Below are 25902 nucleotides of genomic sequence, written 5' to 3' on the forward strand. Positions count from 1 at the left end.
AGCGCACCGGATTTGTAAGCGAACGGACACTTTGTTCACGGACTCTACATATCGTTGTCAGGATGTAGGGTGACTTTGCTTATTTGCCCAGAAATGCGGTTAACATCCAGACCTCTTTATCCAGCGCAGCGGTGAATCCAATCAGCATATCTTCCGTTGCGTTATCCTCTGCTTCTCCCGCTTCGTGAATGCCTTGATGAATCACTTTCACCATTGTACGCAGATCAGCAACCACCGACTCTACCATACGCTCAGCAGACAACTGCCCTTGTGCCTCTTCAATTGGAGAAAGACGCAGCTGTTCAGCCATCGTAGCCACCGGACGTCCACCAATAGCCAGCAAACGTTCTGCAACTTCGTCCATATTCGCCGTAGCCAAGTTGTACAACTCTTCGAATTTGGCATGCAGTGTGAAGAAATGAGGTCCTTGGACATACCAGTGGAAGTTATGCAGTTTCGTGTATAGTACGGACCAACCTGCGATCTGACGGTTCAGGACTTCTTGAAGTGCTGTGGCATTGTTAGCAAAAGTGTTGTTTCTAGTTTGGATTGTGCTCATGGAATTTATCCCCTCTCGAATATAAAAATAGAATTTGAATTTTATAATGGATTGCTTTGATTCGCTTCTTTTAATTTAGACTTAATCTAAATCTTGTTTTAATTATAACACCGCATATCCTGTTTGGGAAGGATTTCGCCCTGTCTTGTACATGAAGATTCCATGAAGCTGAGCTTCATCCTATATCATTATAAAAAGTGGAGTTCACTGGCCACACGGCTGATTAATGAGGATCTGTAGTACTGCTTGCACCAGATCCCACTTTTTATTTATACCTTTAATTACGCTCACATACTGCGAATATTCTCACAGTGCAAATAACGCAAAAACAGCCCTTCATCTCCGTGAGATGATAGGACCGCATGAACCCACCTGTACAATTTTATTGCTTAACAAACTCAAAAGTCAGGATACGACTGATCTCTTCATAGCTCCGTGCTACAAAATGAGGTTGATGATCGGACTCCGGCAGCGCCTCCCGATGGTTGAACCAGATGACTGTCCACCCCGCATCGACCGCACCTACCACATCATTACGCCACGAGTCGCCAATGTAATAGCTGGAACGGGCATCTGTCCCGGAATGCTTACTCACATATTCAAACAACCTGCGATCCGGCTTTGCATAACCAGTTGTACCGGAGATGAAGACCAGATGCTCGTCCACGAGACTAAGCACATCCAGTGCTTCAAGCTTGCGGCGCTGATGCTCTCCTTCTCCATTGGTAATTAGACCAACGGTATGGCCTTCTGCCTGAAGCCTTCTGATCAGCTCATACGCTCCTTCAAAAGGTACAATCTCAAACTGTCTGCTCAGATACTGTGCTTGTAGTTCTTCAGCCTGTCCCGATTGTAGGGGGAGTCCGAACTCTTCCATCGTCAACTCAAACCTCCGACGGCGCATTCGCTCTACTGCATCCGCTTCTGGTACAGCGGACAGATCTTCTTGTGCAGACAGCCAGTCACTATAATAACGAAAACGATGATAGGCCTCAGCATAAGGGAACTCATCGGGCAGGCCGAGAACGTCCTGCAACGCGCCACAAAGTGGCTGCAAGTGATCATATAACGTATCATCCACGTCGAAAAATATGGTTTTAGCATTATCTATTTCACTCATAATGGTTGTCTATCCTCCTGCTTTTGCGTCCAAACACTCTTTTCTTACTACTATATATGTATTCCTATGCCTCGTCCAAAAGGGATTTGTTGCGTGATCATCTCTACTCCAGAACAGTACCCATAATAACGCTTAGACCAGAATTGATCGGACGGCTTTATATGTTAAAATAAGGATGATTAAATCTGAGGTGATGACGATGTTCAACCCAAAATTCTTCTCCTATTAGTTGTGCTCAAGGCACTGGCTACTCAAGCCAAAATCTAGCCCGGTACAACGGGGATGAAGATGTTCACACAGGAAGAGATTCAATCATGGGAAAATGAAACAGCTTTTGCACAGAGACACAACAAGAAGTTCATTGATCCAAGAAAAGAAAAGCTGAAAGATCACCGTAAAGGAATCAAGAGCACGCATTACAACAAAGAAAGTAAACCCGATCGTAAACATGATTATCGTCTGTATAGAACCAAAATGAAGCGTCTCATGCACCACGAGCAATACGATCTTCTGCACAACTATAAACGAACGAGCGGTTGGCTAACTTGGTAAACTGGAGTTAGAAGAGTAGTCCTTACATAACATTACTGCGCTACATCAAAAACAGTAGCCTTTTAAGTTAAGAAGGACTTCTTTTTTCAATCAATTACATACCGTTTCATTCGTTACTGACAGTTAGAATATATCGAGGAGGCCTTTATTCATGTGGAAAGAGCATCTTCATAGCATTTCGAAGGAGTATACGTTCAGTCCCCCTGCATCTGGTGATGACATTGCAAAGATGGAAGACTCCTTACAGGTTACGCTCCCTCGTGAATTAAAAGAAATATTGCTCGAAACCAATGGAGTCAGAGCTATTTACGATTTGGGACTTATCTGGTCAGAAGATCGAATTAAGAATGAAAACAGACATTATCGGGATGACCACTCCCAAGATTACTACATGCCCTTTGATCACCTGCTCTTCTTCGGGGAAAGTGGGATTGGGGATTTATTTGCTTTTCCTGTGACAGGGGATGGAACGTGTAGAGATGACGTGTTTGTGTGGAATCATGAAAATGACAGCCGAAAATGGGTCGCACCTTCAGTGTCCAAATATTTGGAGTGGACTTTAGAAGGCAAAATAAAAATTTAATTTACGGACTAACGGACCCTAATCTACGATGAATAATTAGATAATTTTGTATTTCCATTTAATGAATATTATATTAATGAACACATTACAAATGAATAAAAGGTGGAATGAACTTATGAGTACATCAGAAAAGAAATGTCATGATTGCGGAGGAACATCTTTCGTAGAAGCATCGGATTACATCAACCTTCGTCCATTGGATAAGAAAATGACTCTCGGTGTGGAAAAAATGTACACGGTTTGTCTGGATTGTGGCGAAGTTGTTTCCATTAAAGTGAAGAACCCAGAGAAGTTGCTAAAATAATAATAATTCCAATAAGCACAGACAAAAACACCCTAGCTCACAATTGTGAAATTGGTCATACCCCTGTCAAGTAGACAGATGAAAAAAGCTATGCTGCCAGTGCGCATCGATATTCAATCGGTGCGCGCTGTTTGAGTTTGGCTTGAAATCGTCGGTAGTTGTAATGGTACATGTAATCTTCCACGGCTTGTCGAATCTCTGCTTCTGAATTACACTGGTTAAGGTACAGCTTCTCTGTCTTGAGATGCGAAAAGAAGGATTCGATGCATGCGTTATCCAGGCAGGTTGCTTTGCGAGAGTGGCTGCCCTTCACGCCGAATGCTTCTAATCGTGTGTTGTACGCCTGAGATGTGTATTGGAAGCCTTGATCCGAATGGAGCACGGCTTCCGAAACGTCTCTTTTTTGTGTCCATTGTTCCACCGTATCCAATACGAGCTGAACATCGTTCCGTTTAGATAATTGCCAAGCTACAATTTCGTTGTTGAACAAGTCTTGAATGACAGACAGATAAACGAATGTGTTTCCATCCGAAATATAAGTAATATCCGTCACCATTTTTTGCTGGGGGGCTGTGGCATGAAATTTGCGCTTCAGGCGATTCGGATAAATCACAGATGGCGTATAGCTGGACTTCTTCCGCTTCTTACGAATGACCGATTGGATCGATAGTTCCCGCATGATTCGCCATACTTTCTTGTGATTAACGTTCAGACCAGCCTCCCAGAGCGCCGTTGTCATGCGAGGATAACCAAACTCTCGGTTTGCAAAATGAATAGCCATCATGTGTTCTTTGATCTCACGATCACGGTCTTGTCTTGCGTCTCGCTGCGGCTGTGTTGCTCGCCATTTGTAATAACTGGAACGGGGTATTCCTGTAATCGATAATAGGCGTGTAATGCTATGCGAGCAGCGCAATTCGTCTATGATATCGTAGTTCTCCCGTTGGCTCAGCGCTTCTCCTTTACTAGATTTGGATACCGCTTTTTTAAATAATCCACCTGTGCTTGAAGGTAGTCACGTTCTTCTTCTACACTGCTAAAGGCAGTACGGGGAAGTCCTTTCATTGGATTCGGAACATTGTTTTTTCGCTCATCGAACGCTTCCCCGTTTTTCCACTTTTTCACCCACACCTTCAGTTGTGAACAGTTTCGAATTCCTTCGCGTTCAGCTACCACTTTATAACTTGAAGACCCTTCGACATAGGATCTAACCGCATTCAATTTAAATTCTTCGGTATACGTCTGAAATGTTTGTCCTTTTTTTGCCATAAAAATATCCCCTCCAAGTGTCACTTGAACCCTCATGATAACATGAAGGCTTTTTCAAGTGTCTACTTAAAGGGGATAATACCAAATAGGGTGTTTTTTCATGTGCATCACGACATATGTGTCTTCAAACTATACAATCAACGATACAACCTTACCTGCATTCACATCAATCAAGCCATGGTCCGTAATCTTCAACGCGGGACTTACCGCAAGGGAATGGGTGCTGATCGACATGATTGGGTTGTAATGCACATATCCAAGAGACAACATCGCTGCTCTCAATTCCTTCACTTGATGGGAAACCACTGCAAGTGGTTCTTCCGTCAAAATGCCACCTACAGGAAGTTCCAGATGGGATAGCACCTTGCCATCTTCCACCACACAGAACCCACCCTGGCTCGAAATTACCGTGTTAGCTGCCAATATCATATCTTCACGATTACGTCCTACAACCAGCAGGTTGTGATTGTCGTGTGAATATGTCGTTGCAATGGCGCCGCGTTTGATGGTGTCTCCACCGATCAGGCCATGTGCACGATTGCCGTTCACGCCATAACGTTCAAAGGTCGCGATCTGCGCATATCCACTTTCTTCCCACTGCAATTCGCCATCTGAGGACTGAACCGATGCAATATGCTCTTCCACAAAAGTAGAACCATCCTTGACCATCATGACACGGCATTGGTACTCACCTTCACCAGCGAGATCAACCCCTGATCCACTGACTTTTGGGTCTGCCAACTGAATTGCAAAATCTGCTACGCCCAGCTTCTCCAACTGTACGCTCTTATAGAAGTGAGGTGGGAACTGCCCGGTTATGCGCTCCTGCTTATACGGTTCGTAATCGTCATAAGCTTTGCGGCCGTTTTTGTACACCTGATCAATAGAGAGATCATCCAAGTTGGATACCAACACATAATCGGCCACTTTGCCTGGGGCAACGCTGCCACGATCAGTCATTTTCATCCGGGAAGCAGGGGTAGATGTTGCTGCATAGATCGCGTCTTCCGGACGCATGCCCATCTGAATTGCTTTGCGTACGATATGATCCAGATGGCCACGCTCCACCAGTGAATCCGGCATCACATCATCCGTAACAAAGCAGAAATGCTGCGCCACATCATGTTGAATCAGGTACTCCATGACTTCCGGGGTCATTGATTTCTCCTGAATTTCAATAAACATACCTGCCGCAATCCGCGCCTGCAATCCCTCAATGCTCTGATGGGTATGATCGGAATCGATGCCTGCGTAGATCAGTCGATGCAGATCGAGTCCAAGCAGTTTCGGTGTATGTCCTTCGATCACCAGATCAGGATAGTTTTTGCGGACATGCTGTAGAATCTGGTTCGTCTTGCACTCCGGATCACGTATGACATCGACATAGTTCATGATCTCGCCCAGACAGATGATCTCGCCAGTGGCGAGCAGCACGTCCATATCTTCGATCTCGATCGAACCGCCTGTTGTCTCCATCGGGGTTGCCGGAACGGAACTTGGGATCGCATAGAACATGTCCACCGTCGTCTCCCGACTCGCAGCCATCATCTCCTGCACACCCTCCAGCCCAAATACATTCGCCATCTCATGCGGTTCCGCTACAATGGATGTTACGCCGCAGCCAATCAGACCATGGGAAAAGGTTTCCGGTGTCACCATCGTGCTTTCGATATGCAGATGGATATCGATCAAGCCAGGAATCATGTATCTTCTCCGCGCATCAATGACTTCGTCTGCCTGAATCATCTCCGGTCCGTCGGGTCCAACATACAGGAATCTGCCGTCGAGTACTGCAACGTTGTTCATTTCAAACCGTTTATAATAACTGTTATACACATGTACATTCACAATTAGTTGATCTGCACGCATGGGGCATAATCTCCTTCTTCACAAACATTTCACTGCGATCCGGACTGGACGATGACCCTGCACTTTAATCTAATGCAATACACTTGATTGCGTACCACTACCTCGTCCGGAATCATCGCATGAAATGCCTTCTTTGCTGCTCTTATTTCTTCAAGCTATTCCTACATTCACGACTACTCTACCAATACAAGCTTGTCCTGTGGGAAAATCAGGCTAACACGCTGCCCACTAAGGTACGGTGTTTCCATCTCCTGATTTGCTGTAAAGTCACCAAGCTCCGTCTCGATTACATACTGATAACTGCGTCCCAGATACGTGCTGACTTTGATAATGCCCGGCAAGGCGTTCACCACATCCGCAGAGGTATCTCCACTAACGATCAGATCATCTGGGCGAATCGCACCTTTGCGTGCACCAGGACGTGCTGTTCCAGGATGTGCGGTAGCTGTAAACGTACGTCCACCTGCGCTCAGGGTAATTAATTCACCTGCATCACTGCGATCCGCAAATTCAATAAAATTATGGAACCCGATGAATCGTGCTACAAATTCAGTCGCCGGATATTTGAAAATGGTTTCCGGGCGGTCGAGCTGCTCGACCACACCTTTGTTCATAATCGCTACCTGATCCGAGATCGAGAAGCACTCTTCCTGGTCATGAGAGACATACAGCGTTGTAATGCCCAGCTCTTGCTGAATCCGGCGAATCTCCACCCGCATGTTGAGGCGAAGGTTGGCATCCAGGTTACTGAGTGGTTCGTCGAACAAGAGCAGGTCAGGTTCAATCACCAATGCGCGGGCAATCGCCACACGTTGACGCTGTCCACCAGACAATTCTTGTGGAAAACGTTTCTCAAATCCATTCAGGTTAACCACTTCCAGGATTCGCATCACACGGGAAGAGATATCCTTGTCTTTTACTTTACGCATCCGCAGGCCAAAGGCCACGTTGTCATAGACAGACAGATGCGGGAATAACGCATAACTCTGAAATACAAATCCGAAGTTCCGCTTGTTCGCCGGAACCTTCGTATAATCCTTGCCGCCAAACATAAACTTGCCCTGTGATGCTTCCAGGAATCCGGCGATGAGGCGCAGCGTAGTTGTTTTGCCGCAACCGCTCGGTCCGAGCAGGGAGAGCAGTTTACCTTTTTCCAGCTCCAACTGAAAATCCTTCAGGATTGTCTGCTTATCGTATGCCACGGATACGTGGTCTAATGTCAGCAATGCCATAGCGTTCTGCGCCTCCAATTAACGTTTAGTAAAGTATGAAAATCCGCCCATGATCCGTTCGATCACAAACATTAAGAGTCCGGTCAGCACCATCAAGAGCACGGAAATCGCTGCAATCGTTGGGTCAAAATAATTCTCGACATACGTCAGCATCTGGATCGGTAATGTGCTTACCCCTGGTCCGGTCATGAACACCGAGATGTCCACATTGTTGAAGGATTCCAGGAAGGCAATCAACACGGCAGCGATAATTCCTGAGCGGATGTTAGGAAGCACGATCGTGAAGAACGTTCTTACACGTCCCGCGCCAAGACTCAGCGCAGCTTCTTCCACTGCAAAGTCAAAGCTCGACAGACTCGATGCAATAACCCGAATGATAAATGGAAGCATGATAATTGTATGACCGATCAACAGTCCGAGATACATCGGCAGATGATAGATTACGATCAGGTATTTCATCAATGTAAAACCAAGCACGATTCCCGGGATCAGTACCGGGGACAGGAACAGTGCGTTCAGCACGGACTTGCCTTTGAAATCGTAACGACTAAGTGCATACGCAGCAGGAACTCCGAGTACCAGCGCCAACAGGTTCCCCAACAGGGAAATGATGATGGACGTCTGGAATGTGCGGAGGAAACCGCCTGTGTTGAAAATATTCTCATACCAGCGGAAGGAGAACCCTTCCGGCGGAAATTTGAGTACCGTTCCCGGTTCAAACGAAGTGACCGATATGATCAGAAGCGGGCCCAGCAGAAAGATAAAGACCAGCAGACTGAACAGGCCCAGCCCGATATGTTTCTCCCGCATATGTCTACCCCTTCGGATTTAAAGTTTTGGCCATTTTGTTCATGACACCAACCACGACAAATGTAATCACAATCATAATCGCGGCAACAACCGAGGCCAGATACCAGTCGTTGAGGGTCATGGCGTTTTGATACAGGAACGTAGCAATTACACGCTGTTTTCCTCCAAGGAGGGCAGGTGTGGTATACGCCGTCAGGCTTCCGACAAAGACAAGCACGGCTCCGATCACAAGTCCTGGCACAGCCAGTGGGAACACGACCCGGCGGAATGCCGTAATGCGCGATGCACCCAGACTTTGTGCTGCTTTGAGCAGGTCACCGTCAATGTTCTCCAGCACGCCTACCAGAGAGATAATCATCAGTGGCAGGAACAGGTGTGTCAGACCGATCATCATCGCTGCCGGCGTGTACAGAATGTCCAGCGGCTTGTCCACGATACCCAGACCAACAAGGGTGTTATTGATCAGCCCTTTGCGTCCAAGGATAATCATCCAGCTAAACGAGCGCACGACCGGGCTCGTCAGCAGTGGGAAGATCGCCAGTGCCAGCAAAATGCCTTTGCGACGCGGCGCTTTCTGCGAAATATAATAAGCTGTCGGGAATCCGAGCACCACACAGACGATGGTGGTGACCACGCTGACTTGCAGCGTCGTAAGCAATATTTTCAAAAAGTATGGGTCTCTGAAAAAATGCATGTATCCTTCAAACGTGAAGGAGTTTTCTTGGAAAAACGTCGACCCGATCGTCAGGACAATCGGAATGATCATAAATGCCGCCAAAAACACAAATCCCGGCAGCAATAGCCAGTAGATTACTGATTTCTTCATCGCGATACTCCTGACATTAAAATGGTTTTATTCACACGTTAAAAGCACAACTTTACACTAGCTCACTCCGTGCCAGAAGAATCTTTCGATCGCTGTTATCCCCAGATTTTTTGATCCTTATCGAAAAGGGGAAATCCGGGGATAAAGGCGAACGCTTCGCTTCTCCAGCTTTCTTCTGTCACTACGTTATTGTGTAAAACATGAATTTAACTATCATAGCTACGCATTTAATGCGTTGATAAATAGTTCAAGGAAGCTTTCTGCATCTACAGTTTCGCAAACAAGCGTGTTGGGTTGCTCACCCAAACGGTTTTGGAAGTCGCATACCATCTGACCATCGCACAGGCGGCTAGCGGTTTCGACATCGACATAATACGATTTACGTCCTACCAGTTCCGGGGCAAGGGCTACGCCCACGGCTAGTGGATCATGTAAAGCGCAAGCGCGGACGCCGTTCATTTGTTCGTAACGGTTGATGTAAATCTCCGTGCTTTGAGCAACGTATGCGCGCAGTGCAGGATCAGTGAGACGCTCAATCGTTGCTTCATTCAGCAATGTTTGACGCGTCACATCCAATCCGACTTGGGTAAGCTTCTCGATGCCTGCGTGCAGTACGATGCGAGCTGCTTCTGGATCAGCGTATGTGTTGTACTCGGCAGTCGGTGTAATATTGCCATGTCCGCGAACAACACCACCCATGAAGATGACTTCCTTCAATAAAGAAGGCAGTTCAGGACACTTCATCAACGCGAGGGCCAAGTTGGTTAATGGTGCGGTCATAATTAATGTCAGTTCGCCTGGATACAACTTGGCTTGCTCCACGATAAAGTCTGGCGCAAAACCTTCCTCGGCTTTCTTAGACACGGCCGGATCAGGCAGCGCACCGCCCAACCCGTCCTGTCCATGTACCCGGTGTTCATAATGCGACTTGCGAGTAAGCGGTCCAGCTGCTCCGGCAATGACCGGGATCGTTGGTGCACCCGCGAGTTCAAGAATTTTGCACGTATTCTCTGTTGCCTGCTGGAGTGATACGTTCCCACAGACTGTGGTGATACCGAGGATGTCCAGCTTCCGGCTTTTGACCGCCAGCAAGATCGCCAGTGCATCGTCAATCCCCGTGTCCACGTCCAGAATGATGCGATTTTGCGCTTCACTCATCCGTTCTCAACTCCTATACGGTGATATGGTTGCTTGCTGCAAATGATATAAGTTGAACATGTTGATCAAAGATACTTTTAAATCAGTCGGTTACTTGTTTTTATTGTGCAATCTCACGGTTCCAGCGATCTGTCCAGCCCTTAACCTGTTGATTCACGAATTCCATATCCAGCTTGTTGAGCTTCTCAACAACTTCAGCGCCGTATGTTACACCTTCTGCTTCTTCAGCAGTCAGTTCAACCTTTGTGTTAACCGGGGAATCGACCTTGGCTTTAGCAGATTTCGCTTGTACATCCTGGCTCAGCTGCCAGTTGATGAACTCTTCAGCCAGCTCTTTGTTTTTGCTGCCTTTCACGACATTGATTGTGTTCATCACGGCATATGCACCTTCGCTAGGTGTAACAAACTTGGCATTAGGCACGGCTGCTTTCAGATCTTTGAAATACATTTCCATGATCGGTCCGCCCGCAATCTCTTCTTGGGAGAACATGTTCACGAACTCGGAAGTTTGGCTATAGAATTTAACCACATTGCCGCTCAGTTTTTTCAGTTCAGCAAATGCCGCATCTTCATTAAACGTATCGTTCCCAGCTACACGGGAAGCTGCATCCACAACCATTGGGCCAGCTGTTGCTGTAATATTCGGGATGGTCAGATTACCCTCGAACGCCGGGTCCCACAGGTCACTCCATGAAGTCACTTCTTTGGATACGAGATCCGGGTTATAAGCAATACCGAGCTGTCCAACGGTGTAGGCCGGGCCATAATCTTCACCAAGTGGTGCTTTGGCAATATCATAAATGTCATTTACATTTGGAATTTTGGAGCGGTCGATTTTCTCAAACAGACCTTCATCGATACCTTGTTGTGCATAGTAATCAGACAGGTAGATAACATCAACATTTGATGTACCTTGACGAATTTTGTTCAGACGTTCAGCGTTATTGCCGACTTCGAGCACGATGTCTACATTATGTTCTTTTTCGAATGGACCAAATACTTCTTCATTGAAGAAATCTTCGGAGAAGCCCCAAGTGGAGATAACCAATTTGTTAGCTGCGGTTCCCCCACTGCCTGATCCGCCTGTTGCATCCTCCGTACTGCTGCCACAACCTGCAAGTAATACCGATGTCATTGCCACTGCTGCCAAACCGCTAATCCACTTTTTCATCATGATCCTTATTCCCCCTGATATGTGTGATTTAACAACCCAACCATTAAGTTGAACTAGCTTACATGCTCTGCTAAGCATTTACACATAACGGAGAGGACAGAAATAACCTGAAGAAGCGGAGCGTGCGCCTTTATCACCGGATTTCACCTTTTAAAGGATCAAAAAATCTGGGGATAACAGCGATCGGAAGGTTGTTCTGTCATCAAGTGCCCGTGTAAATTACGTTAGTTGAGTGTGTATAGTTCGACTTAAAAAACAAAAAGAAAAGCGCTCTTGTATAAACAAGAACACTTTTCTTCGTAAACAAAGGAAAGCGACACCCGCTGCCGGTACATCATCGGTTTCTGCTTCAGAATCAATCCAAAGACAGACGCCATCATATGAAATTGTACGGAACCTGATCATGAATCCGGCCATAACCTCTGTATACATCAACAAGAATTAATCCTGCCGATCCATCCTTAGGCTTGTTCCAGAATCACATTCGTGATCGCCCACTGAGTGGACGCATCATAATCCCGCAATATAGCTTCAATTGGCAAACCCATGTGTTGCTCGAGCTTCTCCCGGAATTTCTTCTTATATAAGACAGACATGCGGAAGTCCACTTCCAGCTTTAAGCCGGGGGCCTCCCCTTCCAGGGCGTCAGAGCGCGGTGAACGTCGGTGCTTCGCGTAGAAGGTCACAATATTCTGGTCAATGGTCACTCTCAGGAGAGTGGTGCCAAATCCGAACAGTTCCTTCGAAATTTCGTTATAATACTGGCACATCTTCTTCTTGCTCTCATTGCTGTCCAGTAGTTCCATGAACTCACCCACATCTCTTACTACCGTACATTCGACGTGTTAACACGATTGATTATACATAAATATACGATCATAGGCAACCCAAAAGATATAGTTAACATGATAATAACACATAAAAGCGAACGATGAGACATTAACAGCAGAAAACAATTCGGCTTATACCACAGTAATATGCCTGCATGTCATTCCTATACTATTGTTGCTTCTACACTCCGCTTTCATACAGAGGATTCGTGGCTTTGTTTCAACTTTCCCTAATGGGTACTAATTCCTGCGAAACATAGACAAACTTCGTCATTAACCGTTAAAATGAGACACAATGTTGACATGTTTTTATTTTCTAGAAATTGGAGGCTTATACCATGAAATGTCCAGTATGTAATCACGAAAATGGAGATGCCCATTTTTGCGAGAGGTGCGGCTCTAATCTAACGCAAACAACCTCATCACCAACTCCTGTACCGAACCTGGAATCTGCTGCTGCTTCCGAACCCGAATATACCCGTTGGTCCAGCACGCAGGCTACCTCTTCCCAGACATCTTCTCCATCCAACACACCATCCGTCTCCATTCACAAGGAACAGGCGAGAGAATCAACAGGTATCAATGACCATGCTTCTGAAGGAGGCAATAGCTCCAATCAGTGGAATAATATTGTGCAGAATGAGAAAGTTCAGCAAGCCAAAGAAGTAAGTAAACAGTATCTGTCCTATTTCCTCAGTGTATTAGCCCGTCCTTATCAGACGATGAAAACCGTTGGCGACCAGCATTCACTAAACGGATGGCTAACGATGGCGCTAATTGCAATTCTATCTTCTACATACTTCTTAATTACCTTTAGTCGCATAGGCATGGACGGCTTGTTCATTGGTGGATTTTTAAGGCCGCTATTGTTCACCGTCATTATCTTGATTGCCTCTATTGCACTGATGTACGCTATTCTGAAGATTGAAAAAATAACCTTCCGCCCCAAAACACTGGTTGCCCAGTTTGGTACATTGCTTGTTCCTGCTGTCGTATCCCTTGTTCTGGCGAATCTGTTTATTATCATCTCGTATTCCATCGCGATCTCATTGCTTGCTGTCTCGTATATCATTATCTTTGTTGCTCTGAACTCGGTGCTGTTCCAATATCCACTGAATCGTACCAAAGCAGCCATCGATAGCATGTACAGCGTGTTGATCGCTAATGTGGTCGTGTTCTTTATTCTGTATCGATTGTTGGGTGAGATTATCATTGGACTGATTGGCATGATGCTTTCACCGTTTGGTCGTCTGTGAATTATATAAGTTGAACTAAAGATTATTTACACTTGTTACTTCGATGACAGAACAACCTTCCGATCGCTGTTATCTCCAGATTTTTTTTAATTCACTTTTTGCAAAGTGAAAATCTGGCGATAAAGGCGAACGCTCCGCTTCTTCAGGTTCTTTCTGTCCTCTACGTTTTCGTGTAAATGATTATTCCAATAGATATAAATTTTCCTGACTCTTTTGATTTATATGAAGGCGCTCCCTGCTCACTCGGGGAACGTCTTTTTTGGTTTTCTAAGGCAGCATTGCGCCGAGCATGTTTCATACACTATAATGTGTAGTGCAACAGGTATGTTCTTATTTACGTAACAAACACGGAACCAGCAACTCCCGCTACGTAATGAGAGGATTCACTGTTGTTATTAACACTACATTATGTAGTGTATTAATGACTCATTTTACAAAGAAAGCAGAGGAACTCTCTATGGACATGACTCATATGAATCATATGCAAATGGAGCACGAGGCAGGTACATCCTACCTGTGGCTCATCGTAGGTGTAATCGTATTACTGTTCTCCATCGCCGCCTATATCTGGGCATCACGCACACAGGGCAAAATCCTGGGCCACATGAAAAAGAAAGAGCGGGCGGACATCCAGAAAAAAAGTCGATCCCTTCGGCTGGCTGCACATGTAATGATAGCTGTGTCGATGATTACGTTTGGCCTGTTCTTCATGCAAGGAGCAGGTAAAACATATAATGTAGCCGATCTGGAGTCCAACGCGACAATCGACGTGACGGACGATAAATACTATGGGGCAGACCATACGGAGGACCCCATTCAGTATGAGATGACAATTCCAACATCGGGGCCGCATAATCCGCATGATATCAAGTTTGGATTTTACACTGACTTCCCGGGCTACAATTACCTGGTACACAATCTGGAGCACGGGGATATCATCATCTATTATCGTGAGAACGCAAGCGAGGATTTGAAGGAACATCTGAAATACCTAGCCAAATTCCGCGAAGCCGGAGCAGGTATTCTGGCTGTACCCAACAAGGATATTCCCGAAGGCAGTGAAGTCGTGGTGACCGCATGGACCAAAACAATGAAGCTCGACCAATTCGACGATGCCAAGGTGGGTACTTTTATCAATAAATATATTAATCAGGGACCTGAAAAGATTCCTGCCTCTGTTCGCCAGGGCGGCGGAACGATGTAATGACTTAATCACTCAGTCATATGAAGCCCCTCTAAGGAGTAACAATGAGGCTTCTTCCAATGATAAGCATGGTCAATATAGGATTGAAACGAAACTAGCTCCCGGATCAAATTGACTCGGGGGCTAATTCTTTATGGACCGGATGCCGATATTTCAAGTAGAAAATGGTATATTTGATATACAATACATACGAACCAAAGAAGAACGACAAGCACCAAGTAAAGAGACAAAGAGACGATTGATTCAACAGATCAAGGGGGAACACTTTTACCAATGAACAGTTTGTTTATGAGGATCTTTTTATTTTTTTCCTGTCTGATGCTGGCCGCGGGTGCGGTTCTTGGCATTACCATGTACCGTTCATCGGCCCAACTGGTCGAACAATCCATGGGAATGCAGGCACAGGCTGTGGGTGAACGGGCAGCTGCATTAATTGACACCTCTCTGTATGCACCACTCAGTACCGGACAGGACGAGACAGCGTATTACGGCGTATTGCGTGAGCAGCTCAGTCAGCTGCGCGAGGCCAATGGACTCAAGTATCTGTACACCCTTGGTACACGCGAAGAAAATGGAACAAATACATATTTCTACGTTGTGGATGGGGCTGCTGTCGATGTGGCAGAGGATGACTTCTCCCCTTACGGTTCCGCAGAGGAGACCCATTATGAAGGAATGCTGCAAGCTTTTGAACAGAATGAGCCTATTCGGGGTGAACTCACACAGGATGAATATGGAGCTACCATTACAGCATATGTGCCAATCCATAGGGATGACGGGAAAGTACTAGGATTGGTCGGTGCGGATCTGGATTCCACTGCGGTCTATGAACTGATGTCCCGCAACCGAATGACCATGATCTGGACAGCCTTGGCTATTGTTCTGCTGAGTGTCTTGTTGGTGTATGGATTCGCCCACTACTTGACCCGACCATTGGTGAAGTTGAAGAAGTTAATCACCCAGGTAGGAAAAGGCGACCTGACCGTCAACGTTGAACTTAGTCGCAAGGACGAGGTAGGACAGCTCGCTTCGGAGTTCAAACATCTGGTTACAGGTACCCGGGATGTCATGACGGGCATCCGTCAAAGCTCCGATTCTCTGCTACAGGCTGCAGAAGGTGTATCGAAACATTCACAGGCGACTGCAGAAGCCAGTCAGCGTATTGCCGAGCATACGAATCATACAGCCAGTGGCGCTGCTGAACAGGTAGCTCGTGCGGGCGAAGTAACGGTAGCCATGGAAGAAATTACACGCAGCATGCAGCACATTGCGAATTCTTCTTCTATGGTCGCGGATGTATCACAAGAAACGACCAATAACGCGGTGCAAGGTCAAGCCAACATCAACACGGCGATGGACAGCATGGACAAAATTCATCAAGCAAATGTGCAGATGGTGGCCTCCACCTCTCAGCTGGAGCAGTACTCAGGTAAAATTGAATCGGTAGCACACCTGATGAAAGGCATCGCTTCACAGACCAATCTGCTCGCACTTAATGCAAGTATTGAAGCGGCTCGTGCAGGAGAGTATGGTAGCGGGTTTGCGGTGGTTGCCTCCGAGGTTCGCAAGCTTGCGGGGGAATCAGAGCAATCGTCCCAGCATGTAACCGAACTGATCGCCGAGATGACACGCCAGACTGCCCTGTTGTCAGAACATATGTCTGCCAGCACATCAGCAGTCCAATCCGGTCTCGCTGTTGTTCAGGAGGCAGGCCGTTCATTCACATTCATTCATACCGGGATTGAGACGATGAATGAACGTCTGCACGAAGTATCCGCAGCATCTGAGCAGCTGTCTGCCAGTGCAGAAGAAGTATCCGCTTCTGTGGAGGATATGGAACATATCTCACGCGAATCCTCTTCGAGCATACAGAAGGTGTCTCATGCTACCGGAAGCCAACTGCAATCCATGGATGAGATGAGTGCATCCGCCGAATCTCTGCGGGTATTGTCCAGTGAGTTGAACGGATTGATTGGTCGATTTAAAATATAGCGGGCAGCTTAGATTGCTATATAGATCGGCTATATAGATTGAACTAAAGAATATTCACACATACCACTTCGATGACAGAACAACCTTCCGATCGCTGTTATCGACCTATATAATCGGCCCAAAACAAATAGCCGCACGGCAGGGACGGGATTATGGGGTCAACCCCATACCCAGACCACTGCCTGCGGCTTTATTTTTGTTGTACCTTTAAGGATGGCAAGCCCCAAGGCTGCCTGAATTAGTAGCGCTGCGGAGCAGCTTTTTTACCCAAATCCGTCATGTACGTAAAGAACGCTTCCGGATCGGTATCATACACCAGTTGTACTGGACGTCCGTCTGCTTGCTCCACCGTGCGGCCCTGGCTAGGACCATCCGGGATGACAATACAGTTCACGGTTTTCTTCTTCACGATGTCCTCGCGTCCAACGGAAGCCGTTGTCAGTACATCCCACAGATAGTATGTGGAATTTGTCTCACTGTACACCAGTGGCGGACAACCTGCGTAACAGTTCCCCAGGAAATCGACGCCTTCGAAGCGACGCTCTGCTGCCCAGCGGTTACGAACGGCTGGAGTTAGCGGTACTTTATTCGTGCTTTCCAGTGCAACCAGATCGATCTGGATACCACTCTGCCATACACGGTAAGCCGCTTCCGGGTCCCAGAATACGTTCCACTCTGCTGTGCCATCATGCTCAGGTTCTTCTACGTTACCACGCTCGAATGTACCACCCATCCATACCAGCTTGTCGATTTTCTCTTCAATGTCTGGTGCTTCGTCCAGTGCACGCGCAAGGTCAGTCAGTGGGCCTGTGAACAGGAGCAACGTTTTGCCTTTGGTATTGCGCACTTTCTCGATCAGATGCTGGTGTGCTGGAACGGCAGAGAGTGGTGCTTCCATTTTGCCGGACTCGTTCAGTACAGGAAGTGCATCTACATAGAAGGAATGCAGTCTCCACGCCGCAGGAAATGGATTTTTCCCTCTGGAGTTGGATTTGGATACCTCTACGGAATATGTACCGAAACGATCGATAATTTTACGGCTGGCATCTGTTGCTGGCTCCAGATATCCGTCTGCCGGAATAACCGATACGCCGGTTACATGTACATTGTCCATTTGCAGAAGCATGAACAGCGATACAAGATCATCTACGCCGCCGTCATGGTTGAAATACACATTAAGTTGGTTCGTCATGCTTGCTTTCATCCTTCCCCTGGTTGTCCCATTGATGTTGATCATCCGTCTGCCCAAGGCCGACGCTCTCTCTATTATGTCCCATAACCCTTAGCTACGTAAACCTTCCCCATGCAAAGAAAACAAGGATCACGCCTCATCCTGCGGATATTTTACAGTTCCACCATTCCATCTCAGGAGGACAACTGGTAGAGGTCATCATCGTTCGGAGAATAAAGAAATGGACAGCAGGCTTGAAGCTCCGCCGTCCATCTCACCCCATCCATGCATTACATGGACTGGTTCTGTTTCTCCTCATTCTTCTCGGCAATCGGCACATACTTGCCTGGCCAGAAGGCCCATTTGCCCAGTAATGCGGTGATCGCCGGTACCATGAATGGACGAACCAGGAAGGTATCCAACATCACACCAACAGCTGTGATTATACCAAACTGCACCAACACCTGAATTGGCAATGTAGCAAGTACCGCAAACGTTCCTGCCAAGATCAGACCTGCAGATGTAATAACCGAACTTGTCTCGCCAACACCTTCTCTGATCGCTTGACGAAGCGGCATCGTTTTGCGTTTCTGCCAGATGCTAGAGATCATGAAGATGTTGTAGTCTTCACCCAGTGCCACGAGGAATACGAAGGAATACAGCGGAATCGCTCCCTGAATGGCATCTGCGCCAAGTCCGTAGTGAATGATGATCCAACCCAGACCCAGTGCAGAGAAATACGACAGAACAACCGTTGCAATCAGATACGCCGTGGCCACAACGGAACGCAAGTATAATAGTAACAACAAAGTAATCATGCCGATGACTACCGGAATAATGATCTTGGCATCCCGTTCTCCGGTTACTTCAATGTCATACTGTTCAGCCGTCTGACCATCGATCCAGACCTGACTGTCCACATTAGCTACACCAGCATCTTGAAGCGCCTGTTCCGCAGTAGCCCGCAGATCTGGAACATGCTGCATTGCCTCCATGGAATATGGATTCAGATTGAATTCCACATCAAAGGCGGTAATGTTGGCATTCTCGGCACCCTGCTGAGCATCGCCTACTTTGCTAATGTAATCCAGCGATTCGAGACGCTGTTTCAGATCAGTTTCTTTGCCTTCGGCATCAACGATCACTTTGACTGGAGCCAGCTCACCTTGGGAGAACTGTTCGCCAATGACGGTGAAACCTTCGCGGGAAGGCACATCCTCCGGGAAGGAAGACAACAGATCATACGTGAATTTAACCTGAGTAGAGAATGCCGCCAGTCCTCCCAGCAATACCAACGTAATTGCAAGAACAGTCCATGGCTTTGTTATTACAACACGGCCAATCCAGCTTTCCTTGATTTTGCGCGGGGCCGGAGCCGGTTTGCCTTTTTTCTTCGCACGTTCCACTTCCATCTCATGTGTACGTGGTACGAACGGGTAGAATGAACCCCGACCGAAGATCGCCAGGAGCGCCGGAACCAGCGTCAGACTTGCAATAAACATAATAAAGATGGACAGACTGAATGGTACGGCAAAGCGTTGATATGCACCGTATTCAGCCAGCAACAACACGAGTAGTGCTGCAACGACCGTGAATCCACTCATGGCAATGGCGCCGGAAGATCCGGTAATTGCCTGAAAAATGGCTTTCTTTTTGTCCGGCTCATGATAGAGAATTTGACGGTATCTGGAGATCATAAACAGACAGTAATCCGTTCCTGCTCCAAATAACAATACCGTCATGATCGAGATCGACTGTGCGTCTACCGTAATCCAGCCCTTATCCGCCATGAATCCCAGAATCGGGCTTGTCACCATATACGCGAAACCAACCGCAATAATCGGGATAATTGCCAATACCGGCGAGCGGTAGATCAACAACAGCAGGACTAATACCAGAACAACCGTAGCGATCAGCAAGGATACATCGGCGGAGGAGAATAGCCCGCTCGCATCAATGGATATCCCTACTGGCCCTGTCACACGGGCAATTAGTGTATTGGTATCATCTATGGCTACATCAAACGGGTTTGCCCCGAAGATGTCTTGTGTTTTTTGCTCAAGTGCTTCAATAGCTTCCTTCAATTGTTCCGAATCGGCACCTTCATTGAAGAAAAGTGGCATAACCAAGGTACTTCCATCTTCCGAAAGCTGGCCTTTCAATGCCTGTGGTGGTAATTGATAGAGTGGCACAACGGACTGTTGTTGTTCTACCGGATCTTGATCCAGTCGCTCCGTTAATGCCTGAATGTTCTCAATTTGCTCATCCGTCAGACCGCCGGCTTGACGCCATACGATCAGCGCGGGCAGTCCTTCACCGCCAGGGAATTCCTTCTCGGCAAGTGCAGCTGCCTGAACCGATGGTTTGGATTCACTCAGATCCTGTGCGTTATTGGTTTCACGTTCACCTACAGCAGGCCATACCATGCCAAGCACAACGGCGATAATGATCCATACCAACAGCGTAATCCATTTGCTTCGTTTGCCAGCAACCCAGCGGCCGTAACCCGAACCTTCCTGCATTGTCTCTTCATCTCCCTATTTTGTTTCTATGAAGCCCTAATATATATGATGGTGTAGTAATGAACCACGGGTCATAGTATAATTGAGTTAATTATATATACCGGAAGGTTAATTTTGCAATGCCTAATTTTGTGAACACTTCTAACAAGCAATTAAATACGTAAAGAGGTATGTACTTATGAGCAAAAAAACAAACATTCCCCGTTCACCGGGTAGACCCAAAGCAGGTGTGGATCAAGCGTCTGTGCAAACCAACATATTAATGACCGCGTCACGATTGTTTATGGAATACGGGTATGAACCCGTTTCTCTCCAGCAGATCGCTTCGTTATGTAATGTGACCAAAGCATCGATCTATTATCACTTCTCCAGCAAAGCCGAGCTGTTCACCGTTGCCATTACCCGTATGATGGCGATGGGCATGCAGCAGACTTCTCTCCGTCTGGATGAACCCGGTCCATTGCAAGAACGTCTGGTTAAGGTTGCCGAAGCGAAGATGCAGCACTCCCATATTGAAACGGAGACCATGATGCGAGAAGCCGAGAAACATCTGGACCCGGAGCAACTCGCTCAGATTCGGGAAGCAGAGGTTCGCATCTTTGAAGTACTAGCCACCCATTTTCAGAAGGAGATGGACAACGGTTATTTGCGGGTCGGGAACCCTATGCTGCTTGCCCATGCATTTACGTCACTGCTGATGCTCGCGAACCGCGAAGATGTACGCAACATGAATGGCGGCAGCATCGAGGAACTTGCACGGGAACTGGTGGGGCTATTTCTGGATGGAGCGGTTAAGCGGAACTAATAATCGCCCCAGATTCTAGCCAATGCGGCAATACCCGGGTCAATGCGTTCCGGCTCTATTCCGGCAAAACCGATAATGAACTCTCTTTTGCCATCTACTGGTTCGCTCCCGTTTGCCCACAAATACTCCGTTGAACTGATTTGTATCCCTGCCTCTATCGCTATGGTTACCAATTCTGTGGCTGACTGTTTGGTCGCCATTCGCAATACCAGATGGAATCCAGAATGTTGACCCCTTATTTCAACCCGATCACCAAAATGCATCTGAATGGCCTGAACGATCAGGTCATGCTTTCGTTTGTAGACATTACGCATTTTTCGGATATGCTTACCCAGTTCTCCTTCATGCATGAACATCTCCAATGTTCGCTGATGGAGCCGGGAAGCTGATTGCTCGAATAGAATAGTCTTATACATTTGGCGAAAATGATCCATTAATTCTCTCGGAAGCACCATGTAATGGATACAAAGAGCAGGTGCGAGCACCTGCGAGAAACCACCCATATAGATCACGCGGCTTCCTTCACGCAGCCCCTGCATGGAAGGGATTGGCCTCCCATGATACCGGAACTCCCCATCGTAATCATCTTCAATGATATATGCCTTTGTTCGTTCCGCCCAATCCAGCAACGCCAATCTGCGAGTAATGGGCATAGTCATACCTAGTGGAAATTGGTGAGAGGGCGACACACCCGCCAATTTCACTCCGGCCTTTTCCAGCTCCCTCAAGTTAATGCCATCAGTGTCCAGAGAGATCGGGACAACCTGATAACCATAATTGCGGAATGTGCCAGGTAACAGTCGGTATCCAGGATTCTCTACACCGATGGAATGTGTTGATTCTCCCTTGTGAAGCAAGGTCTGTGCTAATAGGGACATTAGCAGATGCTGTTCAGCACCCACAACAATCTGCTCTGGAGAACAGCTGACTGCCCTGAACTGCGCAAGATAGACAGCAATTTCACATCGTAGCCCCCATTCTCCCTGAGGGTCCCCATAGAACAATAGCTCCTCCGCTTCTTCCCGCCATACCCGATTAACATATTGGTGCCACTTGGCAAATGGGAACAGGCTGAAATCATTGCGTGACATATGAAAATCATATTGTACTTCTCTAGCAGGGCGTATGCCCTGCTGTTCTGACCATGTCGTTCGAGCCTCGGGAGCTTTCCCGGCTGTCTGTGGGTCTGTCTTCCCGATCTGCATGGCATGATAGCTGTCTACCAAGGCACGGACACGATAGCCGCGTCGTGGCTGACTGTATACATATCCTTCGGCGATCAACTGTTGATAGGCCCATTCCACAGGAGTGGTGCTTACCCCAAGCATCTCAGCAAGCTTTCGCACCGAAGGCAATCGGCTATGCTCAGCCAATACCCCGTGAATGATTCCCCTTTTGATATGATCCGAGAGCTGTACATAGATTGGCGCACTATCGTTCTCATCCAACTTTGGCAATTGAATCATACTGCTGCACCTCATCTGTCCTGTAAAATGAATTAAAACTGTATATTTGGAAGTATACAGTATTGGGATATACTCATGTCATCATCAATATGTAACGCCAACTTTAAGAGGCAGGGCGATCTCAATCTGTCCCGCCTTGAACCTATAGGAGGAACAACTTATGTCACCACCAAAACCATCCCCACGTATCCCCCGTCTGCTGGAAACGTCGCGCATATATCTGCGTCCTTTCGAGATTACAGATGTGGATGCATACTTCCATGGCCTGTTTGACGCCAAGATGCGTAGGCTGACAGGAACACAGAACAGTTTCACACGCGCTCAGGTTGAACGTTATGTTGAGAGCGCTGCACAAGATGACACCCGACTCATGCTACTTATTGCTTTACAGGAAAATGACCAGATCATCGGAGATGTCGTCCTGATGGACATGCATGCCAAGAATCGCAGTGCACATATTCGGGTTGCCATCGATCAGGCTGAGCATCAAGGAATAGGTTACGGTAGCGAGGCGTTGCTACTTATGCTGGACTACGGCTTTGGCATCTGTAACTTGCATCGAATCGAGCTTGAGGTGTACGCCTTCAACGAGCGAGCCATTCGCACGTATGAAAAGCTTGGATTCCAGCGCGAGGGTGTGAAGCGGGATGTGTTGTTTTATAACCATCAATATCATGATGCGATTCAGATGAGCATGCTGGAGGATGAGTTCAGGCAACGTCATATGAAAGATCAGGCAGGGAATGTTTGATTTTTCGATCAGTCAAAATCAAACTAAAAAACCGGGGGATCTAATAACCCTCCCCGGTTAGAAACTTCAGATGACCCGTCAGCACCGAAAGCTCGGCGGGTGTTTTCATATACAATTCGCCGTCCGTGTCAGCTGACATCGGCGCATCCGTCTTCACTTTTAACGTAGATGCCTTGAAGTATGAAATGCTCTCACTTTGAGGTTGCCAATCTCCCTCTGGCTTGTGCGACAGCATCTCTCGCAGCAGCGGAATGCCTGTCTCATGAATAATGAGCACGTCCAGTTCGCCATCCTGCAACGCATCCGGTGCAAAGGGCAGGGCATTCGTTCCCAGAAAACGCCCATTGGCTGCGTAGATCATCACCGCTGCGCCTTCCATCTCTTTCCCATCCGCCTCCAGTTGGTAACGAAACGGCTCTGTATGACTAATTGTCTGTAAGGTGCTGATGAAGTAACTGAGCTTACCCAGCGCGCCTTTCAGATTTTCGTTAATATTCTGCGATGCATCACTGATCAAACCGATGCCGAAAAAGTTCGTGAACACCCGATCATTAGCCCGTCCAACATCAATGGATACCACCCGACCTGCCAGTATTTCTTGTGCCGCAGTCTTTGCATCCGGTGAAATCCCGAGCGAACGCGCAAAGTCATTACAGGTGCCTCCGGGCAATATACCAATCAACGGAGGATGTTGCAGATCGGCCAGTCCATTCACGCATTCATGCACCGTGCCATCCCCACCCAGGATAAACACCACATCGAATTGCTCCCCGCGTTCACGACACAGCTTCTCTCCTTCACCAGCTTCATCCGTACGCACAATGACGAGTTCATGGACAGCGGGAGCCAGCACACCAGCCACAAGGCCCACTGTATTCTCACAATTGGCCTTGCCCGAATGATGATGATGAATTAACAACGCTTTGTTAAACTCCATCCCTCTTCCTCCATTCCAATGCTTGTTACCCTTTACCCACAAAGGTCGAAGCCGTAAACAAGCCCTTCGTAAAGCACTCATCATGATTCCAATAGGTTTCCCAATCAGGTATGCATCCTAATCCTCATTCATTCGTAATAGCTAGATGACCCGTTTATCCATAAACCATTTCCTTGTTTAACCAGAGGTATGCATGAGAAAAAGGGTTTCTCCGCACCTTAATATCATAAGGCTGCAAATTTTGCTGGTGAGAACCCATTCAAATCGAGTCAAAACGGTTATATCTATACCATATACGAATGGAGGGATTCCCTATGATTCCAGCAACGTTGGAACAATTGGAGCAAGTTCGCAAGGAATGCCGTACCATGGTTCGCAAAAGAGCTACCGCTTCCGCCGGTACAACACTCGTTCCACTGCCCGGTACAGACGTACTGGCTGATGTGGGGATGCTGATGCAGCTGTTGCCTGCCATTAACAATAAATTCGGATTATCACAAAAACAGCTGGACGGTATGGACCCCGAGACCAAATCCATGATCTATGGATTCGTGATGTCCATCGGAAGCAAAGTCATCGGTCGTATGATCACCAAGGAATTGGTGGTACAGGTTCTGAAAAGAGTCGGCGTACGCGTAGCCACCAAATCGGTCGCCAAATTTGTCCCCTTTGCAGGACAGGGATTGGCTGCCGCACTCAGCTTCACAGCCATGCGCTATGTGGGTAACAAACATGTGGATGACTGTTATGAGGTTGTGAAACGCATGATTGAGCAGCGCGAATTAATCCCGGGTGAACCCGCTCCGTCTGCACTGGAAGAAGCTAACAGCGACGACGTGAAGGCAGAAGTAAAGTCGGTCTCTAGCAACGACACTGATGAACTTGCTAAGGAGTCTAAGGATCAATAAAATGCGGGTCATGCCATGCCCAAACAGAGGCTTACAAAGTATCTCATGACGAATCTGGATTCCTAATCGGTGAGCTTATGCTCGCGTGCTTGTATCTAGATCGGTGTACGATGAATTCAAAATATAAACAAACGGGACAAAGCAGTGTAGTTACACCGCTTCGTCCCGTTTTTATTTTTGCAGCATGGCATATGTAAGACAATTATGACTATGGTTTACTAGAATATTTTAACGAACTCAGCACACTCTAATAGGCATAATTTCACAATTCCGGCATTCTAACGAATCGTAGACACTTTATTTCCTCATTCTGCGGTTTCTTTTACCACTTTGTGCTGCTTATCCGAGAAATACATGTCTCAAGTTCGTTAGAGCTGGGAGTGCTTGATAACCCTTCATATAAGGTGTCTACGATTCGTTAGCATGACTGAGGATGAAGACTCCCCTATCTGCACCTCACGCAAACAACTGAAAGGCTGACGAGCACCACAACCCAGATACCATGCAACGTTCTTTCATATCCTATAAATCCATCGTATCGAAACGGATCCAATCAACTCCACATTGGAATCCACTCCTCTGGATACACGACAAATAGCCGTGA

At 47.1% G+C, this 25902-nt stretch carries 24 protein-coding genes; 9 read left to right on the forward strand and 15 right to left on the reverse strand.

Annotated features, from left to right (window positions below; genetic code table 11):
• Positions 1-79: 79 nt before the first annotated feature.
• Both AC4E8D_RS29760 and AC4E8D_RS29765 read right to left on the reverse strand, forming a co-directional pair.
• The gene (locus AC4E8D_RS29760) at positions 80-559 is read right to left on the reverse strand and encodes a Dps family protein (protein ID WP_200869383.1); all 480 of its coding nucleotides are present in this window, start codon (positions 557-559) and stop codon (positions 80-82) included.
• A 382-nt stretch (positions 560-941) separates the two neighbouring features.
• Entirely contained in the window at positions 942-1679 is a 738-nt protein-coding gene (locus tag AC4E8D_RS29765) for an HAD family hydrolase (protein WP_221825608.1), read from the reverse strand.
• Positions 1680-1967: 288 nt separating this feature from the next.
• On the opposite strand from AC4E8D_RS29765, the gene AC4E8D_RS29770 reads away from it, so the two are divergent.
• The 3 genes from AC4E8D_RS29770 to AC4E8D_RS29780 all read left to right on the forward strand — a co-directional run bounded on the left by AC4E8D_RS29770 (position 1968) and on the right by AC4E8D_RS29780 (position 3118).
• On the forward strand, positions 1968-2231 hold the full coding sequence (locus AC4E8D_RS29770) for a hypothetical protein (protein ID WP_051447285.1): 264 nt from the start codon (positions 1968-1970) through the stop codon (positions 2229-2231).
• A gap of 151 nt (positions 2232-2382) precedes the next feature.
• Positions 2383-2814 (forward strand): SMI1/KNR4 family protein, encoded by a 432-nt coding sequence (locus tag AC4E8D_RS29775; RefSeq protein WP_133386174.1) that lies wholly within the window; start codon positions 2383-2385, stop codon positions 2812-2814.
• A 115-nt stretch (positions 2815-2929) separates the two neighbouring features.
• Positions 2930-3118 (forward strand): hypothetical protein, encoded by a 189-nt coding sequence (locus AC4E8D_RS29780; RefSeq protein ID WP_145149558.1) that lies wholly within the window; start codon positions 2930-2932, stop codon positions 3116-3118.
• A gap of 88 nt (positions 3119-3206) precedes the next feature.
• On the opposite strand, the gene AC4E8D_RS29785 is transcribed toward AC4E8D_RS29780, so the two are convergent.
• The 9 genes from AC4E8D_RS29785 to AC4E8D_RS29825 form a co-directional block, all read right to left on the reverse strand.
• Positions 3207-4070 carry an IS3 family transposase gene (locus tag AC4E8D_RS29785; protein ID WP_405132428.1) on the reverse strand — a complete coding sequence of 288 codons (864 nt, stop codon included), beginning with the start codon at positions 4068-4070 and terminating at the stop codon, positions 3207-3209.
• A complete protein-coding gene (locus AC4E8D_RS29790) occupies positions 4067-4387 on the reverse strand; it encodes a transposase (RefSeq protein WP_221819655.1) in 321 nt (106 codons plus the stop codon). The genes AC4E8D_RS29785 and AC4E8D_RS29790 overlap by 4 nt, the downstream gene beginning before the upstream one ends.
• 129 nt (positions 4388-4516) lie before the next feature.
• On the reverse strand, positions 4517-6256 hold the full coding sequence (locus AC4E8D_RS29795) for an adenine deaminase C-terminal domain-containing protein (RefSeq protein ID WP_221819657.1): 1740 nt from the start codon (positions 6254-6256) through the stop codon (positions 4517-4519).
• A gap of 173 nt (positions 6257-6429) precedes the next feature.
• Positions 6430-7488 carry an ABC transporter ATP-binding protein gene (locus AC4E8D_RS29800; RefSeq protein WP_221819659.1) on the reverse strand — a complete coding sequence of 353 codons (1059 nt, stop codon included), beginning with the start codon at positions 7486-7488 and terminating at the stop codon, positions 6430-6432.
• Between the two features lie 18 nt (positions 7489-7506).
• Positions 7507-8298, reverse strand: coding sequence for an ABC transporter permease (locus AC4E8D_RS29805; protein ID WP_017691790.1), 792 nt, complete (start codon positions 8296-8298; stop codon positions 7507-7509).
• 4 nt (positions 8299-8302) lie between these two features.
• Complete coding sequence (locus AC4E8D_RS29810) at positions 8303-9124, reverse strand: ABC transporter permease (protein ID WP_036612869.1); 822 nt, start codon at positions 9122-9124, stop codon at positions 8303-8305.
• Between the two features lie 219 nt (positions 9125-9343).
• Entirely contained in the window at positions 9344-10282 is a 939-nt protein-coding gene (locus AC4E8D_RS29815) for a nucleoside hydrolase (RefSeq protein ID WP_341344241.1), read from the reverse strand.
• A 100-nt stretch (positions 10283-10382) separates the two neighbouring features.
• Complete coding sequence (locus AC4E8D_RS29820) at positions 10383-11453, reverse strand: ABC transporter substrate-binding protein (RefSeq protein WP_221820266.1); 1071 nt, start codon at positions 11451-11453, stop codon at positions 10383-10385.
• A gap of 464 nt (positions 11454-11917) precedes the next feature.
• A complete protein-coding gene (locus AC4E8D_RS29825) occupies positions 11918-12262 on the reverse strand; it encodes a Na-translocating system protein MpsC family protein (protein WP_017691786.1) in 345 nt (114 codons plus the stop codon).
• Between the two features lie 362 nt (positions 12263-12624).
• On the opposite strand from AC4E8D_RS29825, the gene AC4E8D_RS29830 reads away from it, so the two are divergent.
• The 3 genes from AC4E8D_RS29830 to AC4E8D_RS29840 all read left to right on the forward strand — a co-directional run bounded on the left by AC4E8D_RS29830 (position 12625) and on the right by AC4E8D_RS29840 (position 16738).
• Complete coding sequence (locus tag AC4E8D_RS29830) at positions 12625-13542, forward strand: hypothetical protein (RefSeq protein WP_490205605.1); 918 nt, start codon at positions 12625-12627, stop codon at positions 13540-13542.
• Positions 13543-14014: 472 nt separating this feature from the next.
• The gene (locus AC4E8D_RS29835; RefSeq protein WP_490205606.1) at positions 14015-14746 is read left to right on the forward strand and encodes a DUF3105 domain-containing protein; all 732 of its coding nucleotides are present in this window, start codon (positions 14015-14017) and stop codon (positions 14744-14746) included.
• A gap of 273 nt (positions 14747-15019) precedes the next feature.
• Complete coding sequence (locus AC4E8D_RS29840; RefSeq protein WP_490205607.1) at positions 15020-16738, forward strand: methyl-accepting chemotaxis protein; 1719 nt, start codon at positions 15020-15022, stop codon at positions 16736-16738.
• A 238-nt stretch (positions 16739-16976) separates the two neighbouring features.
• On the opposite strand, the gene AC4E8D_RS29845 is transcribed toward AC4E8D_RS29840, so the two are convergent.
• Positions 16977-17930: a nucleoside hydrolase gene (locus tag AC4E8D_RS29845; RefSeq protein WP_221819669.1), complete on the reverse strand. Its 954-nt coding sequence runs from the start codon at positions 17928-17930 to the stop codon at positions 16977-16979.
• A gap of 269 nt (positions 17931-18199) precedes the next feature.
• On the reverse strand, positions 18200-20431 hold the full coding sequence (locus AC4E8D_RS29850) for an MMPL family transporter (RefSeq protein ID WP_221819671.1): 2232 nt from the start codon (positions 20429-20431) through the stop codon (positions 18200-18202).
• Between the two features lie 178 nt (positions 20432-20609).
• Between AC4E8D_RS29850 and AC4E8D_RS29855 the strand changes: the two genes are divergently transcribed.
• Positions 20610-21236 carry a TetR/AcrR family transcriptional regulator gene (locus tag AC4E8D_RS29855; protein ID WP_221819673.1) on the forward strand — a complete coding sequence of 209 codons (627 nt, stop codon included), beginning with the start codon at positions 20610-20612 and terminating at the stop codon, positions 21234-21236.
• Here AC4E8D_RS29855 and pdxR read toward each other — a convergent pair.
• Entirely contained in the window at positions 21233-22702 is a 1470-nt protein-coding gene (gene pdxR, locus AC4E8D_RS29860) for a MocR-like pyridoxine biosynthesis transcription factor PdxR (RefSeq protein ID WP_221819675.1), read from the reverse strand. The genes AC4E8D_RS29855 and pdxR overlap by 4 nt on opposite strands.
• 160 nt (positions 22703-22862) lie before the next feature.
• On the opposite strand from pdxR, the gene AC4E8D_RS29865 reads away from it, so the two are divergent.
• The gene (locus tag AC4E8D_RS29865; protein ID WP_221819677.1) at positions 22863-23453 is read left to right on the forward strand and encodes a GNAT family N-acetyltransferase; all 591 of its coding nucleotides are present in this window, start codon (positions 22863-22865) and stop codon (positions 23451-23453) included.
• Positions 23454-23493: 40 nt separating this feature from the next.
• Here the strand turns inward: AC4E8D_RS29865 and AC4E8D_RS29870 are convergent, their stop codons facing one another.
• Positions 23494-24390: a diacylglycerol/lipid kinase family protein gene (locus tag AC4E8D_RS29870; RefSeq protein ID WP_490205608.1), complete on the reverse strand. Its 897-nt coding sequence runs from the start codon at positions 24388-24390 to the stop codon at positions 23494-23496.
• Positions 24391-24704: 314 nt separating this feature from the next.
• Between AC4E8D_RS29870 and AC4E8D_RS29875 the strand changes: the two genes are divergently transcribed.
• Entirely contained in the window at positions 24705-25298 is a 594-nt protein-coding gene (locus AC4E8D_RS29875) for a hypothetical protein (RefSeq protein WP_490205609.1), read from the forward strand.
• Positions 25299-25902: the final 604 nt, after the last annotated feature.

The organism is Paenibacillus sp. SRL342 (genome assembly GCF_984798905.1).